20 protein-coding genes and 1 pseudogene are annotated in these 18,875 nt (G+C 31.8%); 9 read left to right on the top strand and 12 right to left on the bottom strand.

The genetic code is table 11. The annotated features are described in order from the left end of the window. Window positions 1-140: 140 nt before the first annotated feature. The 4 genes from CCE28_RS20790 to CCE28_RS20775 are packed head-to-tail and all read right to left on the bottom strand — an operon-like array spanning window position 141 to window position 4,104. Complete coding sequence (locus CCE28_RS20790; protein WP_095135999.1) at window positions 141-1,358, bottom strand: 2Fe-2S iron-sulfur cluster-binding protein; 1,218 nt, start codon at window positions 1,356-1,358, stop codon at window positions 141-143. Between the two features lie 3 nt (window positions 1,359-1,361). Further along, complete coding sequence (locus CCE28_RS20785; RefSeq protein WP_095135997.1) at window positions 1,362-1,850, bottom strand: hypothetical protein; 489 nt, start codon at window positions 1,848-1,850, stop codon at window positions 1,362-1,364. A 29-nt stretch (window positions 1,851-1,879) separates the two neighbouring features. Beyond that, window positions 1,880-3,595 (bottom strand): NADH-quinone oxidoreductase subunit NuoF, encoded by a 1,716-nt coding sequence (gene nuoF / locus CCE28_RS20780; protein WP_207652944.1) that lies wholly within the window; start codon window positions 3,593-3,595, stop codon window positions 1,880-1,882. Between the two features lie 14 nt (window positions 3,596-3,609). After that, window positions 3,610-4,104 (bottom strand): NADH-quinone oxidoreductase subunit NuoE family protein, encoded by a 495-nt coding sequence (locus CCE28_RS20775; RefSeq protein WP_095135995.1) that lies wholly within the window; start codon window positions 4,102-4,104, stop codon window positions 3,610-3,612. A 338-nt stretch (window positions 4,105-4,442) separates the two neighbouring features. Here CCE28_RS20775 and CCE28_RS20770 point away from each other — a divergent pair, with 338 nt between their 5' ends. After that, on the top strand, window positions 4,443-4,628 hold the full coding sequence (locus tag CCE28_RS20770; protein ID WP_141228402.1) for an OFA family MFS transporter: 186 nt from the start codon (window positions 4,443-4,445) through the stop codon (window positions 4,626-4,628). Between the two features lie 103 nt (window positions 4,629-4,731). Here CCE28_RS20770 and CCE28_RS22400 read toward each other — a convergent pair whose 3' ends face one another. Together CCE28_RS22400 and CCE28_RS20765 are read right to left on the bottom strand one after the other, a co-directional pair. Next, a complete protein-coding gene (locus CCE28_RS22400) occupies window positions 4,732-4,908 on the bottom strand; it encodes a hypothetical protein (RefSeq protein ID WP_176461954.1) in 177 nt (58 codons plus the stop codon). Between the two features lie 69 nt (window positions 4,909-4,977). After that, on the bottom strand, window positions 4,978-5,547 hold the full coding sequence (locus CCE28_RS20765; protein ID WP_242973050.1) for a peptidylprolyl isomerase: 570 nt from the start codon (window positions 5,545-5,547) through the stop codon (window positions 4,978-4,980). A 513-nt stretch (window positions 5,548-6,060) separates the two neighbouring features. Here CCE28_RS20765 and CCE28_RS20760 point away from each other — a divergent pair. Beyond that, the gene (locus tag CCE28_RS20760; protein WP_330396892.1) at window positions 6,061-7,782 is read left to right on the top strand and encodes an ABC-F family ATP-binding cassette domain-containing protein; all 1,722 of its coding nucleotides are present in this window, start codon (window positions 6,061-6,063) and stop codon (window positions 7,780-7,782) included. Between the two features lie 191 nt (window positions 7,783-7,973). Further along, window positions 7,974-8,651, top strand: coding sequence for an ABC transporter ATP-binding protein (locus CCE28_RS20755; protein ID WP_095135987.1), 678 nt, complete (start codon window positions 7,974-7,976; stop codon window positions 8,649-8,651). A 257-nt stretch (window positions 8,652-8,908) separates the two neighbouring features. On the opposite strand, the gene CCE28_RS20750 is transcribed toward CCE28_RS20755, so the two are convergent. The 5 genes from CCE28_RS20750 to CCE28_RS20730 form a co-directional block, all read right to left on the bottom strand. Beyond that, window positions 8,909-9,385, bottom strand: a complete 477-nt coding sequence (locus CCE28_RS20750; protein WP_095135985.1) for a TIGR03943 family putative permease subunit — start codon at window positions 9,383-9,385, stop codon at window positions 8,909-8,911. After that, window positions 9,382-10,200, bottom strand: a complete 819-nt coding sequence (locus CCE28_RS20745; protein ID WP_330396893.1) for a metal ABC transporter permease — start codon at window positions 10,198-10,200, stop codon at window positions 9,382-9,384. The genes CCE28_RS20750 and CCE28_RS20745 overlap by 4 nt, the downstream gene beginning before the upstream one ends. Before the next feature lies 1 nt (window position 10,201). Beyond that, on the bottom strand, window positions 10,202-10,912 hold the full coding sequence (locus tag CCE28_RS20740) for a metal ABC transporter ATP-binding protein (protein WP_095135981.1): 711 nt from the start codon (window positions 10,910-10,912) through the stop codon (window positions 10,202-10,204). A gap of 1 nt (window position 10,913) precedes the next feature. Further along, the gene (locus CCE28_RS20735) at window positions 10,914-12,125 is read right to left on the bottom strand and encodes a metal ABC transporter substrate-binding protein (RefSeq protein WP_095135979.1); all 1,212 of its coding nucleotides are present in this window, start codon (window positions 12,123-12,125) and stop codon (window positions 10,914-10,916) included. A gap of 107 nt (window positions 12,126-12,232) precedes the next feature. Then, window positions 12,233-12,460 (bottom strand): hypothetical protein, encoded by a 228-nt coding sequence (locus CCE28_RS20730; protein WP_141228401.1) that lies wholly within the window; start codon window positions 12,458-12,460, stop codon window positions 12,233-12,235. Between the two features lie 197 nt (window positions 12,461-12,657). Between CCE28_RS20730 and CCE28_RS22625 the strand changes: the two are divergent. The 3 genes and pseudogenes from CCE28_RS22625 to CCE28_RS20720 form a co-directional block, all read left to right on the top strand. Continuing rightward, window positions 12,658-12,777 (top strand): annotated as a pseudogene (locus CCE28_RS22625) (IS3-like element ISCb3 family transposase); the annotation flags it as partial. A gap of 156 nt (window positions 12,778-12,933) precedes the next feature. Further along, window positions 12,934-13,068: a helix-turn-helix domain-containing protein gene (locus tag CCE28_RS23075; protein WP_278277634.1), complete on the top strand. Its 135-nt coding sequence runs from the start codon at window positions 12,934-12,936 to the stop codon at window positions 13,066-13,068. 240 nt (window positions 13,069-13,308) lie between these two features. Beyond that, window positions 13,309-14,382, top strand: a complete 1,074-nt coding sequence (locus tag CCE28_RS20720; protein ID WP_095135973.1) for a transaldolase family protein — start codon at window positions 13,309-13,311, stop codon at window positions 14,380-14,382. 272 nt (window positions 14,383-14,654) lie between these two features. Here the strand turns inward: CCE28_RS20720 and CCE28_RS20710 are convergent, their stop codons facing one another. Continuing rightward, complete coding sequence (locus CCE28_RS20710) at window positions 14,655-14,921, bottom strand: hypothetical protein (protein WP_095135969.1); 267 nt, start codon at window positions 14,919-14,921, stop codon at window positions 14,655-14,657. 298 nt (window positions 14,922-15,219) lie between these two features. Between CCE28_RS20710 and CCE28_RS20705 the strand changes: the two genes are divergently transcribed. The 3 genes from CCE28_RS20705 to CCE28_RS20695 all read left to right on the top strand — a co-directional run. Beyond that, a complete protein-coding gene (locus CCE28_RS20705; RefSeq protein ID WP_095135967.1) occupies window positions 15,220-17,034 on the top strand; it encodes an S-layer homology domain-containing protein in 1,815 nt (604 codons plus the stop codon). A gap of 357 nt (window positions 17,035-17,391) precedes the next feature. Then, window positions 17,392-18,168: an ABC transporter ATP-binding protein gene (locus tag CCE28_RS20700; protein WP_095135965.1), complete on the top strand. Its 777-nt coding sequence runs from the start codon at window positions 17,392-17,394 to the stop codon at window positions 18,166-18,168. Continuing rightward, window positions 18,161-18,875 (top strand): ABC transporter permease (locus CCE28_RS20695; protein WP_095135963.1); only part of this gene is annotated, 715 nt, incomplete at its 3' end. The genes CCE28_RS20700 and CCE28_RS20695, both read left to right, overlap by 8 nt.

Genomic DNA, 18,875 nt, shown 5'->3' with positions numbered 1-18,875 from the left:
TCTTTATATTATAAACTTGAATTATGTAATTTTTTTACTTAAAATTCTAAATCCCTATTACTGAGCTTTTTATTTGTGCATAGTAATAGGGATTCAATTTAAAACACTGTGAAAAAACTATAAATATAGAAATTAACCTATTAAGATTGGTAAACCAACATTCCTTCCCATTCTTCTCCTGAGTAATGTGTAATTTTTTCTGTAATAGCCCCTGTAGGACATACGCCAATACACGCTTCACATTCAACACACGCACTCTGATTAAATTTCTTATTTGCACCTACAGCCACAAATGTTTGAGCCCCTCTATTTGCAAAACCGATATTATCTTTTCCAGCAATTTCTCTGCAGGCACGTACACATCTTCCACACAAAATACATTTATTTGGATCATAATTAAGTATAGGACTTGTGCTATCAACAGGCACTTTTTCTTTGTTTTGCTCAAATCTTGTGTTTTGAATTCCAAATTCACGTATTAAACCTTGTAATTCACATGCCCCTGAAACAGTTGCATTCCCTTTAAAACAAGTTAAGCAATTATGCTCATTTGTTGCCAGTAACAACTCAAGTATAGTTTTTCGGATATGATTTAATTCTTTATCTTGAGTAATAACCTTCATATTATTTGTTACATTTGCTGCACATGCAGGAAGTAACTCTTTTTGTCCTTCAACTTTGACCAAACATAGCCTACAATTAGCATCCGCAGTCAAATCAGGATTAGCACATAAACGAGGGATTTTAAATCCGTTATCTTCAGCAGCTTGCATAATAGTTGTACCCTTTTTCACACTACATTCCTTACCATTAATAGTAACTTGAATCAAATCTTCATTAGAATTAATAGGCGCTTTACTTTCATCAAAAAACGATGGATATAAGTCCAACTTTTCTGATATTTCTGAAATACCATATCCTTCTTCATTTGCTTCAAAACCCGTCCACTCAAAAGGTGACGTTAATATCATACCCTTATCCTCAGTAAAGTTTCCAACCCCTACTGTTTTCGCTACACATATAACTTTCTTTTCTTTTAAAAGACATTTTGGTATTTCAGCTCCATCTTCACAAGTTAATGAAATTATAGTTGTTGCTTCATTAAATAAGTCTTTTTTATTTGGATTGTTTATACGGTCTTGTACCAAAGAATATATACATCCTATACTTATAAGTTCCTTTCCTATTACTTCATATCCATCTGCAGTAAGCATTTCTTCTAGAAGGTTTAAATTATCTGTCCCTCCTACTTCACAAAGAGCTATACAAGCATTGCAACTCCATAGTAATATTTTATCATTTGGATCTAGCTTATTTTTTAGGTCTTCATAACTTAGTTCACGTACTGATACTATCATTTGCTATACCTCCAATTCCATAGGTATTTGTTTTTCTACCACTTTATCTTTTCCATCTGAACCCATAATGTACTCTTCCCCTAGTTTGTCCTTATGTTTTTCATAAGGCATTACTACTTTTATGATTCCTGTATTTGCATCTGCAACCAAAAGTCCAATATCCTCCACAGATTCTACAACTTTAACATGTGAAAAATTCTTCTTTATGTTAAAAAAACCAGCAGAACAAGTTAATGCTATAACTGTATTCACATTAGGAGATAGTTTTGCCTTATAAATGTAGGATTCAACACATGTAACTGGTAACATATAACCATCTACCACATTACATCCATCACTTCTTAATTTTAATGCAAGTTCTTTCATCTTTTCTGGACCTCCAGCTCCAGAAGCACGAACACATCCGTTACATCCAACTATAGTAATCGTGTCTTTTTCTTTATCTAATTTACTTACTACATCTCCATATTTTAAAGAATTTGTAAATATCATACTTATCACTTCCTTTGGGATTAATTAATCTATTTAACAAGGGCTTCATAGTCATTTCTAAAGTAATTTAAAGTACTTAAAACTGGATTAGATGCAGTTTTACCTAGCCCACACAGAGATGACTGAATCACCACATTTGCCAAATCTTCAAGCTTATCTATATCTTCTTTTTTTCCGTTACCCTCGCAAATCTTATTTAAAATATTTACCATTTGTCTAGTTCCTTCTCTACATGGTATACATTTTCCACAAGATTCACTTTCACAAAATTGCATAAAGAAACGTGCCAGATCCACTACTGATTTATCTTCATTCATAACAATCATTCCACCAGATCCCATAATAGTACCCAGCTGTTGAAGTGTTTCATAGTCTAAAATAGTATCAAAATACTTAACAGGAAGACATCCACCAGAAGGGCCTCCAAGCTGTACAGCTTTTATATTTTTATCACCCTCTACAATACCAGCAATATCCTCTATGACAGTCCTTATTGATGTTCCAATAGGTACTTCAACACATCCAACATTCACTATATCTCCTGTAATAGAAAAGACCTTTGTACCTTTACTCTTTTCCGTTCCAATTTTTGCAAACCACTCACTTCCATTCAATACGATTGGAGCAATATTAGCAAGTGTTTCTACATTACTTATAAGTGTAGGTTTATTAAATACCCCTTTTTCTACTGGATAAGGTAATTTTAATCTCGGATTTCCTCTTTTACCCTCTATTGAGTGTATTAATGCGGTTTCTTCCCCACAAACAAATGCTCCAGCTCCTTCATAAACTTCAATATCAAAGCTAAAATTAGTTCCCAATATATTATTTCCTAACAATCCATATGCTCTAGCTTGTGATAATGCTTTTGTTAGTATTTCTACAGCTAATGGATATTCTGCTCTACAGTAAATAAATCCCTTTTGAGCATTTATAGCTCTCGCAGCTATTATCATTCCCTCTATAACAGAATGTGGATCTCCTTCAAGTACACTTCTATCCATGTATGCACCTGGGTCCCCTTCATCAGCATTACAAATAACATATTTATCTGCTGTTTGTGATTTTGATGCAAATTTCCATTTCAGGCCAGTAGGGAATCCAGCTCCCCCTCTTCCTCTTAGTCCAGATTCTAATATAGTATCAATAATGTTATCACTATCCATCTCTTTCAACGCCTTATAGACAGCTTTATATCCATCTCTTGCAACATAATCATCTATTTTATATGGATCTACAGCACCTCTATTTCTTACTACTATTCTCTCCTGAAGGTTGAAAAATGGTACCTCTTCAATTGCTTTAATAGAATTATCTACAACTTGTTGTCCTAAAATTTCTCCTCCATTTTTGAGCCTTTCTTCTATTTCACTTTCTTTACCTCTTACAAAAGCATATTCACTTAAAATATCCCCATTTTTCACATGCGCATGAAATATCTGCCTAGCTTTTTCCTCATTAACATGTTCATATATGATAGGCTCTTGATCAGTAATTTCTACTGTAATGAGTGGTTCTTTAGAACATATACCAATACATCCTGTTGTTTTAATTTCTATATTTTTTTCTTTTGATTCTTTTAATAGATGTCTAAAAGTATTAATGACATCATTGGCTCCAGAAGCTATCCCACAAGTACTCATATGCACTGTAATTCTTGCTCTTTTACCATCTTTATTTAACTTTTGTTTAACTATTAATTTGTCCTTTATATTTTCTAAATCAGCCCATTCTTTAATTAACACATCAATCACCTCTCTTATTTATACTGACTTAATATTTCCTCTAAATCTTCAACTTTTACTTTCCCATAAACGTTTCCATCTATGGACATAACAGGTGCTAAACCGCATGTTCCAAAACATCTTGCTTCTTCATACGTAAATCTTCCATCTGGTGTACTCTCCCCTTGCTTAATATTCAACATACTTTCAATAGTTTCAGCAATTTCTTTTCCACCTTTAACATAACAAGCTGTACCTAAGCACAACTGAATTCTATGTCTAGCTCTAGGTTTCATTGTAAAATATGAATAAAATGAAACTACACCATAAATATCATTTTCAGAAATACCTGTTTTTTGAGCTATTCTTTCCTGTATAGATATAGGTATAAATCCAAGAATTTGTTGAATTTTTTCTAGCATTGGAATTAGATTTTTTTGACTTTTTCCATATTTGTCTATTATTTCATCCAATTGTGAATACTGGTCATTAGTAAATTCATAGTCGTGTAGATTTTTGTCTTCTTTCATTTTTCTCCTCCTCATCTAATATTACTTGCATTCGTTTACAATCTTACTTAGTGGCTTAATTCTTATCAACAATTTTGTTTATTAATTAACACACAATAAATTATTACATATACCAATACACTCATTTTGATGTTTTGTGCTATCTTTATATATCATTAAAATTATATTAAGTTGACAGCATTAACCTGCCGTCACTTGACCATTGAAAAAATTACTCATTTTTACCATTGAATAAAATTATTTAATGAAGTGTAATTAATTTAAAAGGAGACCTGAATTATGTCTAAGTTACGAGCAATTGGATGTGGAAAAATAGGAGCTCACTTACTAAAGTATTTTTGAAGGTAGCGGCAAATGCAGTTGCTATGATTTCACTATTTAATACTGGTGGAAGACTTATATGGGATACACTTTCAGATAAATTAGGTAGGATAAGAGTCGTGACAATGATGTTTATAATAACTGCTATATCAATGATTACAATGAGTTTAGTTGCTTTAAAGTATGTTACTTTGCTTGCTTAGTTGGTATTGCATTCTACTTTGGAGGATTCTTAGCAGTATTCCCAACAATAACAGGAGAATTTTTTGGTATTAAAAATTTAGGTGCAAACTACGGAGTTGTTTATCAAGCATATGGAGCAGCTGCATTAGTTGGTCCAATAATCGTTGCAAATGCAGGTGGCTTAAAACCTACATTTATGATAGCTGCTGTACTTGCTATAATAGGTGCTATTTTGACTTTCCTAGTAAAACCACCTACAGTAGATAATATATAATCATAAAAAATCAAGTATGACTTCATGGGAATAAATCATACTTGATTTTTTACGTTGTTAGTTATTAGCTATTTTATATGTATAGACCTAGATCATTAATTATTATCATCCAATACTACTATTTTTTTTATTACTACATCTACTTTAGGTACAGATACCTCTCGTGAATAAGGATTAGTTGTTACAGGCGTATCAGCTATTTTATCTAATGTATCTTCTCCGTCTATGAGTTTTCCAAATGCTGCATATTTCCCATCAAGAAAACTTCCATCTCCATCCATTATAAAAAACTGACTGCTCGCTGAATTTGGATCATTACTGCGAGCCATGGAAATTATACCTTTTGTATGCTTAAGCTCATTCTTCTTAAAACCATTTTCAGCAAACTCACCATTGATAGTATTCTTAGATCCCCCAGTTCCATTTCCTTTAGGGTCTCCTCCCTGAATCATGAAATCTTTTATGATTCTATGAAATTTAAGTCCATCATAAAATCCTGATTTAGAAAGACTTATGAAATTCTCAACTGTAGTAGGTGCATACTCTGGATACAGTTCTAACACCATCTTACTACCATCTTCCATTTCTATCTGTACTTTTGGGTGTTCAATATTAACACCTTCCTTTGGTGCTTCACTTATTTTTTCACTGGCGCATCCTGTCATGAATATTGCCATTACAAACAAAATGCATACTGATTTTATCAATCTCTTCATGTTAAAATTTATCATTATCATTCATCCTTTTCCTTTATTATTCTATTTTTACATATGAAACCTATATAGGTTTCATAATGAAAAGCTAATGTACATAGTTTTATAATTTTTTTCATACGGTCCCTCCATATTAGTCCTTTTATGTACTATATATATAATATCATCCTTTTACTTTTAATTATACCTTATTTTAGAAGTGCTAAATCCATATTAGATTCTTTGAACTTATTTATTTAAATTTAGTTATTTTTCAAATCTTAATTTCTTAAGAATTCTATGCTAAATGATTGAAATTAGTTAAAAAAAGTGTTATGCTATCAACTGAAAACCAAAAATAATATCATCGCTACATAATATTGAATTGCAAAATTTCGATTGGCAATATTATATAATAAAGAGCTTATTTTTATAGGCTCTTTTTAAGTGATAAAGAGAGGTAATAATATGATAAAAGTTGATAACTTGTCCTACTCGTTCCCGCAAAAAGATCTATATAATAATATTTCATTTTTATTAGAAGATGGTCAACATTGCGCTTTTATAGGAACAAGCGGCAGTGGAAAAAGTACATTAATAGATATAATTATGGATCCAGAAAGATATATGTTCGATGGTAAGTTAGAGATGGACCCTAATTGTAGAATTGGGTATGTAAGTCAGTTCTCACAATTAGAGGAAATAAAAGATACTACAGTTTACGAATATATAGGAAAAGAATTTATTAAATTACAAAATAAAATAACATCTATTTGTACTGAAATGGAAACATCTTCGGATATTGATACTTTACTAGAAAAATACCAGGAAGCTTTAGACGCATTTAATTCAATTGGTGGGGATGATTTCGAAAGCATCATAAATAAAAAACTCAATCTTGCAAACCTAACTAAGCATAAGGATCTAATGGTATCTGAACTTAGTGGTGGAGAATTCAAACTTATACAAGTGATTAAGGAAATGCTCAATAGTCCAGACTTAATGATTATGGATGAACCAGATGTATTCTTAGACTTTGAAAACCTTAATTCTCTTAAAAACCTAATTAATTCACATAAGGGAACACTATTAATCATAACCCACAACAGATATCTATTGAATCATTGTTTTAACAAAATTCTGCACCTTGAAAACACGGAACTTCAAGAGTTTGATGGAAGATATATTGATTATAAATTTTCATTACTTCAAACTAAAATTGAGTTACAAGAACTGGCTATAGCCGATAGTGAAGAAATTGAGAGAAACGCTATGTTAATCAATAAACTAAGATATATTGCAACTCATAATCCTGAAGCTTCTAAAGGAAGGTCTCTAAGGGCTAGAGTCAAAATTCAAGAAAGATTAGAAGCAAGACGTATTAAAGAGCCTTTTGTAGATATTAAGCAGCCGAATATCAGTTTCGATACTGATAATGAGATTGAAGAAATCATCGCTTTAAAAGTTAATGATTACAGTGTTGCCTATGATGAGATACTTTTAGAAAATGTTAATTTCGAGATTAAATCTACTGATAAAGTAGCTCTTATCGGTTCAAATGGTACTGGAAAAACCACTTTATTGAGAGACATTTTTAAAAATAATAGTGATTCAATTGAAATTAATCCTGATATTAAAATGGCCTATTTATCTCAGCATCAAGGCGAAACACTAAATGAGTCTAATACAATACTTGAAGAGTTCTTCGATGCAGGTTTTAAAACCAATGGAGAGATTATATCATATATTTCAAATTATGGCTTTTACGGAGAAATAATTGATCAAAAAATAGGATCCTTATCTGGCGGAGAAAAAAATGTACTTCAATTAGCTAAAGTTTCTGCTAGTAAAGCAAACATGTTGCTTCTTGATGAACCCACAAGCCATTTAGATACATATTCACAAATAGCCCTTGAAAAAGCCATAGAAGACTATAAAGGCGCGATTCTAATGATTTCTCATGATTACTATTCTATAGCCAATTGTATGGATTATGTTCTAATCATTGAAGATAAGACCATTAGAAAAATGAGTATGAAAAAATTTAGAAGGAAGATTTATGCTAACCATTTTGATAGAGACTATTTAGAAATTGAACAAAAGAAAAAATCAATTGAAACGAAAATAGAATTGGCTCTAAAAGATACGGATTTTGAGCTTGCAAAAGCTTTATCTGAAGATTTAGAAGCACTGATTAAGTTGCTTTAAATTGTATTCTCTACACCAGTAATTAAAATCCCCTATTAGGATTCAGATTATATAACAAAATCTGAATCCTAATAGGGGATTTATTTATGCTCAAATGACTGACTTATGTTCCCTAGCAAACTATTAACTTCATCAGTAGTAAAACTCCCTTCTTTGAATAATATAAGTTATAGTTATTTAAGGAGGGTTGATTGCGCCTCAAAAAAAGAATAGTACAAGTGAATAACTTGCATCTTAGCTACCATACATTAGATGGCGAGACTAAGGCCTTATCAGATCTATCCTTTCATGTATCTAAAGGAGAGATCATAACCATAGTAGGCCCTAGCGGCTGCGGAAAGTCCACCTTGTTGTCTATCATATCTGGTTTACTCAAGCCTTCTTCTGGTAAAGTTACCATAGAAGGTATAGAAGTGACAGATACTCGTAAAGATGTAGGTTATATGTTCCAAAATGACCTTCTATTTGAGTGGAGGAATATATTAGATAATGTGCTTATTGGACTTGAAGTACAGAAGAAATTGACTTCACATTCAAAAGAAATGGTTGAAAAGCTTTTAAGTACTTATGGATTAAAGGATTTTAAAAATCACTATCCCAATCAATTATCTGGTGGTATGAGACAAAGAGTTGCCTTAATTAGAACACTAGCCATAGAACCTAAATCACTTCTACTTGATGAGCCCTTCTCTGCCCTTGATTATCAGACTAGATTGATAGTAGCAGATGATATTTATAACATACTAAAAAAGGAAAAAAAGGCAGCCATAATGATTACACATGACATATCAGCAGCTATGTATACATACAAGCAGACAATTTTATTACATAAAAAAATCCAAGGGCATATAATTATATATTTCCCTTGAATTTATTTAAATCTACTTTAGTATTTTTCAACAAATTAAACTATCCACAAACTGTACACCATTAGGGGGTCACTTCAAAATAGGTGCGGTTTTTTAATTATTTTTGAGACCAAGTCAATCTTATATCAGAATATGCTCCTTTCGTACCTATATTGTTACCTGATACTTTATACTATCATTTAGCAGTGACATTCTTTCATTTAATTATACCTCTGGAACAGTACTACCATATGGACAATTCGTACCAATTTGGCTAATCATTGATAAATAGTCTCTTTACCTCTAACTTCTAATACTTCTAATGATTCTAGAACTATTCTCAAATAATTGTTACCATTCTCCTCATAACTCTCCAATACACCTCTAACTTCTAGCCATTCATTTGCTTCTGGAAATTGACCTTCCCAAGTAACTTCAAATCCAATAGTACCATCATTTCCACAACAGCCTGGGCCATTACGAATAACAAAGTACTTTGGTTGAGTTAAGTCTTCTGAATCATAAATAAATAGATAACCTTCATATTGAATAGTTTTCCCTATATATTCATCTGCATTTAGATATATATCATTTACTTGTGCAAGGAACATCTTCTCTTTAATTTCAACTACACTATCAGCACTAATATTTGTCTCTTTATCAGTATTATCAACTAAATCATTCAATCCACTGTCATTGTTGCAGCCTACAAATACTAATATACTAACGATAATCAATATAAGAACCTTTTTCATCTTGCCATCCCTCCTCTAAAAATGTTAATTAAAGTGAATATGACAAACATAATAATATTAACTACTACAATGCTGGCTCCAGTAGGTGTGGCAAACTGATATGATGCCATCATTCCTATTATAAAACATATAACTGATATTAACGCTGAACTTATAATTACACTTCTAAAATTTTTGAATACTCTCATGGACGTTAAAGCTGGGAATATCACTAAACTTGATATTAACATGGCTCCCATCATGCGCATACCCAGTACAATGGTAATAGCTGTAAGTATTGCTACTATCATATTATACGCTTCAGTATTTGTACCTGTTGCTTTTGCATAGTTTTCATCAAATGTTACTCCGAATATCTTATTGTAGAATAAAACAAATAAGATTAGCACTACAAGCGACAAGACAATACTCAATACTACATCACTGCTACTCATAACTAAAATACTTCCAAACATAAAGTTACAAACATCTGTATTCATACCTGTCGTTTGAGAAAGTATAATTACACCAATTGCAAGAGAACTTGTTGATATCAATGCTACTGCAGAATCTCCTTTGATTTTACTGTTTTCACTTAATCTAAGTAGTAAAACAGCTGATAATACTACAATCGGTATGCTTAATGTTAGAGGAGCTAAATTCAAAGCTACTGCAATGGCAAGTGAGCTAAAACCTACCCGAGATAGTGCATCTCCAATCATAGAGTACCTTTTAACGACTAAAGTAACTCCAAGTAATGAGGCACAAAGTGATACCAATAGTCCAACTATAAATGCTCTCACTAAAAAAGTATACGAGAACATCTCAATTAACATATCAATCAACTTTGCCACCTCCTAAAAACTCTTCAGCCATCCTTGTCTTTTTATATTCCTCAGTAGTACCAAAAAACAATTGTTTATTAGCCAAGTGAAGAATATGACTAGCATGTTTTATTGCTTCTCTAGCATCATGTGTAACCATAATAATCGTCATTTTTTCAGTTTCATTAATCATTTTTATTAAATCATATAGCTCTAAAGTCACTAATGGATCCAGCCCAGTTACAGGTTCATCAAGTATTAAGAGTTTTTCTGTTCCACACAAACCTCTTGCAAGTAATACTCGCTGTTGTTGACCTCCTGATAATTCTACAAACGATTTTTTCTTAAGATGACTAATGCCTAATTTTTCAATATTTTTATTAGCTATAGCTTTATCCTTCTTTGTATAAAATGGCCTGATTCCCATACTGCTCAGCCTTCCACTTAAAACAACTTCAAAAACACTAGCAGGAAAATCTTTTAACATACTCTTTTGTTGTGACAAATAGCCAATTTCGTTACTTTTTATTCCTTTGCTAAAAACAATCTTACCGTTAGAAGGTCGTTTAAGATTCAAAAGACCTTTAACTAAAGTACTTTTACCAGATCCATTTTCACCTAAAATGCATATATAGTCTGCCTTTTCTACAGAGAAATTCACTTTAGACAATACAGTTTTATTCTCATACGAAAATGATAGATCTGAGCATTCAATAAATGTCATACTACTGCAATGCCTCCTTTAAACTCTCTGCATTTTTAGTCATTAGAGAAATATAGGTTACTCCTTTATCAATTTCCTCTTGAGTTATATTATGGCATGAATGCAATAACATCTTTTTACTATCTGTACTTTCACATATAGCATCCGCCATCTTTTGATTAGATTGTTCTGTATAGAATACAACTGGAATACTTTCATCTCTCACTTTATCTATTAAAAATGCTAAGGTTGCAGGACTTGCATCTGTCTGAGTAGAACAACCAGTAAAAGCAGCATAATAGTCAAGTCCGTATTCATTCATCATATATCTAAATGGGAATCTATCCGCTACTAATACAGTATTATTTTTTGCATCTTTAGTAACCACTCTAAATAATTGATCTAATTCTTCAAGTTCTTCTACATACTTTTTAGTATTTGTTTCAAAATAGTCTTCATTATCTTTATCTAACGCAATCATTCTCTCTGAAATATACTCAACAATTTTAATGGCATTTTTAGGTGAAGTCCATACATGTTCATCATATTCTACATACTCATCATGATGATCTTCGTGATCTTCGTGATCTTCATGTTCTTCATGTTCTTCATGTTCTTCATGGTCTTCATGTTCTTCATGCTCTTCATGCTCTTCATGCTCTTCATGCTCTTCATGTTCTTTATGGTCCTCATGATCTTTATGGTCCTCATGATCTTCATGGTCTTCATGGTCTTCATGGTCTTCATGATCTTCATGGTCTTCATGGTCTTCATGATCTTCATGGTCTTCATGATCTTCATGATCTTCATGATCTTCATGGTCTTCATGATCATGATCATGGACCATCCCATCAACAATTTCTTCTTCTAAAAGATTTACAATTTCCATAAGACTTATTAACTCAATATCATCTGTATCAATAGACTCAAGGATTTCATCTATCCATACTTCACCGCCTGTATATATAAATACATCACATTTAGCAATATCAATTCTATCTTTTGGAGATGGTTCAAAGGAATGTGTTTCTAACCCTGGCGATAGTAGTAATGTTACATTTGCTTTATCTCCAACAATTTTTCTTACGAAATCATATTGAGGAAATGAAGTAGCAATAATATTCAATTTTGCCTCAGAATTTGAATCAGTTTCAGACATTGTTTTTCCTGCACAACCAGTTAGCGAGAATAACAAATAAGCAATTATAGTAATAGTACATAATAGTTTTTTCATAATAAAATAACCTCCATAGTATTTTTATTCTTGTTTTTGGGCACAAAAATACAAGGGTATTAAGAAGCATATAAAAATATACACTTACCCCTTGTTAGAAGTATATTTTAATTATTCATTCTCACTTTTAGGATTACAGGTGTAGTCATAATGATTTTTTCCAAAGCTGGTAACGTGATAAATCCGCTTACAACAAGTAATATCACAAAACTGCCAGTGCATGCATTGCTAAGAACTAGTTTCTTACCAAAATTCATTATACTCTCAATATTCAAACAAATCTCACATCCATGATCTGAATGATAATCCTGACAATCATGATCTGCATACGCCAAAAGAAAACCTATAGAAAAAACTACAAATAGGATGATATACACACTTATAAATAGACCTAAACATTTATTAAGTTTATTCATCTTCATAGTTCTATCCTTCCCTTTCTTGATTTAATCAAATTATATAATATAAATTCCAATCATACAAGCCTTATGGTGTTAGTATAATAACGTAGACACGCAAATTCGAACACTATAAAATTATAGGATACTCATTCTCAAAAACAATGGATACAGAATTAGCTATTATGGCAGTTAAAAATGTCTATGCTAGTCAGAAACCCACTAAACAAGTTATTTTACATAGTGACCTAGGCTCAGTAGGTGTGATTGCATTAAAGCTTCGAAATCTAAGAAAGCCTGTTATAGCCAATGATACTACACTATATGAAGAAGATTTACCTTTAAAGATTATCCAGAAGGTAAAGAGTCATGAGCATTTTAACAACATCAATGAACTTATTGCTTTAGAAATGCAGGAAATTAAGGTGATAAAAAAAGCTTTAGAAAAACATGGTGCACATCAGGAAAGAACTGTTCAAGAACTTGATATATCAAGGCTATCAGTTCAATATAAATTCAAAAAACTTGGATTAATCAATAACTAGGCGTGTAGTGTTTTGTAATTTGCATAATGATCTATTGTTTTGTATTTATGGAAGATGAATATCATAAAGGGCGAGTGAAAATTTCACTCGCTTTACCATTGTCAGAATTTTGTATTCAAAAACATCCATTTTAAAATTTATCTATGTTAAAATAGATGTATACGTTTTCAACGTACATAAAGCTTCTAACAAATCAAAAGCATTGTTCATATGCTAAAAAATATCTAGGGGGGTAAAAGAATGACTAACTACAAAAGTCCATTACATGAAATGGCTAGTACAAGTGTTACAGACTATTGGAATGATTCATGTTCTATTTGGGAATTAGAGTATGCTATTGAAAATGGTGCAGTAGGGGCTACGACCAATCCTGTGATTGTAGGGAATGTATTAAAGAAAGAAATGCATCTTTACAAGGATAGAATTCTTGAGCTTATTCAACAGATGCCAAAAGCAACGGAAGATGATATTGCTTGGAAGATCAATGAAGAAATGGCAGGAGCAGGAGCAAAATTGCTTCAACCTATTTTTGAACAAACAAATGGGGAAAAAGGAAGAATTTCAATACAGACCAATACAAAATATTATAGAGATGCAGAACTTATGGTAGAACAAGCTGTAAGATTCAATCAATTAGCACCAAATATGATGGTTAAAATGCCGACAACAAAAGCTGGTGTAGAAGCAATTGAAGAAGCAACTTATCAAGGCGTGAATATAAATGCAACTGTTAGCTTTACAGTACCACAGGCAATTGCAGTAGCTGAAGCAGTAGAAAGAGGACTTGCTAGACGTGTAAAAGAAGGCAAGGATATATCCAATATGCATCCAGTGTGTACAATCATGGTAGGAAGAATTGATGATTGGTTAAAGATTGTAGTAGACAGAGATGACATTATTATTGACCCTAAGTGCTTAGAGTGGGCAGGGGTTGCAGTTATGAAAAATGCTTATAAAATATTTAATGAGCGTGGATATAAGACAAAACTTCTTGCAGCAGCTTATCGAAATCATCTACAGTGGTCAGAATTTATTGGTGGAGATATGATAGAAACAATCCCATATAAATGGCAAAAACGATTCAATGGTTCTGATGTTACAGTTGTTGATCGAATAGATCATCCTGTAGATCCAAAGATTATTGAAGAATTATCAAATAAAATTGAGGACTTTAGAAAAGCATATAATCCAGATGGTATGAAGGTAGAAGAATTTGATACCTTTGGCGCTACATCCAAAACACTGCTACAATTCCTTGCAGGATATGATGATTTAATCAATATCATTCGTAACTTAATGATCACAGTAAAATAAAACACAATACCTCACCCTATATTGGGTGAGGTTGATTATTATTAAGAAAGATAAGGTATATTATAGCAAAATATATATTTTTTCTTTGTTGTTAGAATTTATCTCAACATTAATAATCATGTTGAGAAAATTAGTAAATGATTGACTTACTTCTGGTGCATATTTTTTAATTACTTCATAAGTCAGATCGTGTTCTTCCATAACACCATTTTTAAATCGAAGGATTTTCTCATCTGAATAATACGCGTATTTACGTTTTGAGATAAAAAATATTATTTTAGTTTTACGCCACAATTATGGCATTTTCTTAAAAAGACATTAGATAAAAACATAACTCCTATCAAAGAAATACATAAATACTGCAATGGTTTTTCTATTGCTAATTCTCTCTGTTCTGCTAATAACCCTCCGATAGCTATTAAAGGAAGCATAAATAAAGATACCATTGTAATTATAATATTAATAATTTGAGCTTTCTGAAATTTTCTAATAATCTCCCTTTCTTGCTCTTTATCTTTTTCTTGTACGCTTTTTTTCATAACAATTTCCTTTCTTATAAACTTCTATCCTATAACACATTGTACCAAATTGTGGAATATATAACATAGAAATTATTTTAAATTTGAGAAATCATCAATATTTCTAATATAACCTACATACTTATTGTCTGATAACAACACTATACTTTAACACAGCCTAAATATAAGATGGAAATATATTTACCATGGAGAAGGTAAATTCATACAGGTGAATAAAAATGATGAAACTATAGGAACATATGAATATAATCAAAGTGGACTTAAAAGTAAAAAAATCTAGATGGAGTAGGTGCATAAAATGAAAAAACTACATTTTAATCATAGAGCAATGCAACTATGTTGCCTGATCGCAATATTAGTATCAGCAATAAGCATGTCTTCCTATTTTCTAAATGTTGAAGCATCTATTTTAAAAGACTTAGATAAGGCCTCTAATTATGCTAAAGATTCTATTACAAATCTTTTTAACAAAAAGATTATTACAGGAGACAAGAAAGGAAATTTTAACCCTAAAGAAACACTTTCACGTGCCCAAATAGTAACCATAATAGTAAAAGGCCTAAATTTAGATACTTCAAATATTCCTGAACAGCCAACCTTTAACGATGTACCAAAGGACCACTGGGCATACAAATATGTTGAAACTGCATATGATAAGGGAATTATATCAGGCATGGGTTTGGGAAGATTCGCTCCTAAAGAAAAATGTACTCGTGAACAAATGGCCAGTATTTTTGTTAATGCTTTGGGTATCAATAAAGAAAAAAATGAGATCAATTACATCAATACACTTGAGGACAACGACAAAATATCCGACTGGGCAAAAAAGAACGTAGAGATTACTCTAGCATCAGGAATTATGAGTGGAACAGATCACAACGTATTTGGTCCTAAAGGAGATGCAACGAAAGAACAAGCAGCTGTAGTTTTAGATAGCTTTATAAATAATAAAGAAAATATAATAAATTTATTTAAAGCGGATGGAGAAAAAAAAGATGAAATCAAGATATATTTCAATGGAAACAAAGCTCAATTTGACGGAACAGCTATTATTGAAGATGGTATAATATTAGTTCCTCATACCTTTTTTGATAAATATTTATTTGGGCAGACTAGTTCACATTATTATAAAGCGTATAAGACACAAGAATGGTTTAGGGCACATACAGATATATATAATCAAAAAGGAATACACTTGCAGATGGGAAATAAAACAGCTTATGTAGATGCATTTAGCAATCCTTTTTCCAGGTATGAGAAAGATAGACAACCTTATGAAGATAAAAAGATACAGCTCACTATTGCACCTAAAGAAGTAAATGGGGTAATTTTTGTACCACTAGAGCAGATTACTAAAATTTTTCAACTAGACTTTAGCTGGGATAATGAAAATAAAATTGCACATATTCAAGATGAAAATGCACCAAATCACCCTGATCTATATTACACATTGAAGAAAGTCATAAGAAATGGATACAAAGGAGAGCTATATTCAAATATGAATTTAGCTATACATGGAATAGATGTAGACACAAACGCATTTATAAAACACAAATATAAAACATTAAGCAATATATGGAATTATCATGTAAAAGAACATATTATCATATCTGGATCTCACTACGGATATGAAGAAGACAGCACAGAATATATTCATACTGGTAATAGATATTATGTTAGAGACTCTCGGAACAATACGTGGAAAAAATATAGATACAATCCAACTGGTCTCTCTGATGATTCTTCAGACAGAGTTATAGAATCTAATCTATATAATGACCTAAATACCTATTCCATTCTAAAGGAAGACAAGGTGTTTTTAAATGGATTATCCGCTATTAAATATGTTGTTCATTTAGATAGAAAACAATTTATTCATTTAGTCCCTAGACAGAGCTACAATTTTGCTGGTCAGATTTTGAACGAAAATTACGCAGATGATGCAAGTGGAGTCTTAGAAATTTATTTAAGTAATGAGGATGAAATTGTTAAACAGATATTTAAGTTTAACGAAGTATATGATCACAATGGAAAAAAGTTTGATGCAAGTATATTTATAAATATTGATTGCAAAAATATTGGAAAGGAAATAGAAATAAAGGCTCCTATTTAATAAAACAAATCCAAATAGGTGCGAATATATGAGTTATAAATAACAAAGTTTAAAAGGGGGCTAATGGGGGGAAGTAAGTATCCTTCTGTATTAAGCAGTTAGACAAATAACTGGGATGTAATTAATCCATTTTTAAAATTTTCTCCTAAAATACACTGATACTTGTGACTGACTTATGCCCACTATCATCTAGCATATACTTTATTTACACATTCCCATGAAGTGTACCTCCTATATATTCTCACTTAACAAAATTCCATGAATACACCTTCTTCCCTAGTAAACTATTAACTTCATCAGTAGCAAAACTCCCTTCTTTGAATAATATAAATTATAGTTATTTAAGGAGGGTTGATCGTGCCTCAAAAAAGAATAGTACAAGTGAATAACTTGCACCTGAGCTATCATACATTAGGTGGCGAGACTAAGGCCTTATCAGATCTATCCTTTCATGTATCTGAAGGAGAGATCATAACCATAGTAGGGCCTAGTGGCTGCGGAAAGTCCACCTTGTTGTCTATCATATCTGGTTTACTTAAACCTTCTTCTGGTAAAGTTACCATAGAAGGTATGGAAGTGACAGATACTCGTAAAGATGTAGGTTATATGTTTCAAAATGATCTTCTCTTTGAGTGGAGGAATATATTAGATAATGTGCTTATTGGACTTGAAGTACAAAAGAAATTGACTTCACATTCAAAGAAAATGGTAGAAAAGCTTTTAAATACTTATGGATTAAAGGATTTTAAAAATCACTATCCAAATCAATTATCTGGTGGTATGAGACAGAGAGTTGCCTTAATTAGAACATTGGCCATAGAACCTAAATTACTTCTACTTGATGAGCCATTCTCTGCCCTTGATTATCAGACTAGATTGATAGTTGCTGATGATATTTATAACATACTAAAAAAGGAGAAAAAGACAGCCCTAATGATTACACACGACATATCAGAAGCTATATCCATGGCAGATAGAGTAATAGTTCTAAGTAATAGACCTGCCCGCGTAAAAAGTATACATGAGATAAAATTCACCCTAGACTCTGAACGTACACCTCTAAGTTCTAGGGAAGCTCCAGAATTTAAAGATTACTTCCAAACCATATGGAAGGAGCTGGATATACATGTATAGTAAAGAACATATGGAATTTCTAAAAAAGGTTAACAAGAGAAAAAAACTCATTAGGATTACTCAAGTTTTAATACTAATATGTATGCTTGCCCTATGGGAGTTGGCCGCTAAGTTTAATTTAATAGATACGTTCTTAACTAGCTATCCATCTCAAATATATACATTATTTATTAAAATGTTTAAGTCTGGAGCCTTATTTAAACATGTAGTAGTAAGTACTACAGAAGTGGTGGTTGGGTTTACTCTTGGTACTTTACTTGGAACCCTAGTAGCCATAGTTCTTTGGTGGTCTGACTTTTTATCTAAGGTATTAGATCCCTATTTAGTAGTACTAAATGCTCTACCTAAAACAGCCCTTGCTCCTATTATTATCATATGGGCTGGTGCTGGTATATCTGGTATTATAGTCACAGCAATGATAGTTTCTATCATCGTTACCATATTAGGAGTATACGGAGGATTTAAAGAAGTATCTAATGATAAGATAAGGATGCTTCAAACCTTTGGTGCTAATAAGCTTCAAGTATTACAAAAGGTAGTTATTCCATCTAGTGTGCCTGCTATCATTAATGCCTTAAAGATTAATGTAGGTCTTTCTTGGGTTGGTGTTATAGTAGGTGAGTTTATAGTATCTCAAGCTGGTATTGGATATTTGATTGTATATGGAAGTCAAGTATTTAAGCTAGATTTAGTTATGATGAGTGTAT

This window comes from Anaeromicrobium sediminis, from assembly GCF_002270055.1.
GTDB lineage: Bacteria > Bacillota > Clostridia > Peptostreptococcales > Thermotaleaceae > Anaeromicrobium > Anaeromicrobium sediminis.
Note: the sequence above shows the minus strand (reverse complement) of the source record. Positions and strands in the feature narration are given on the sequence as shown.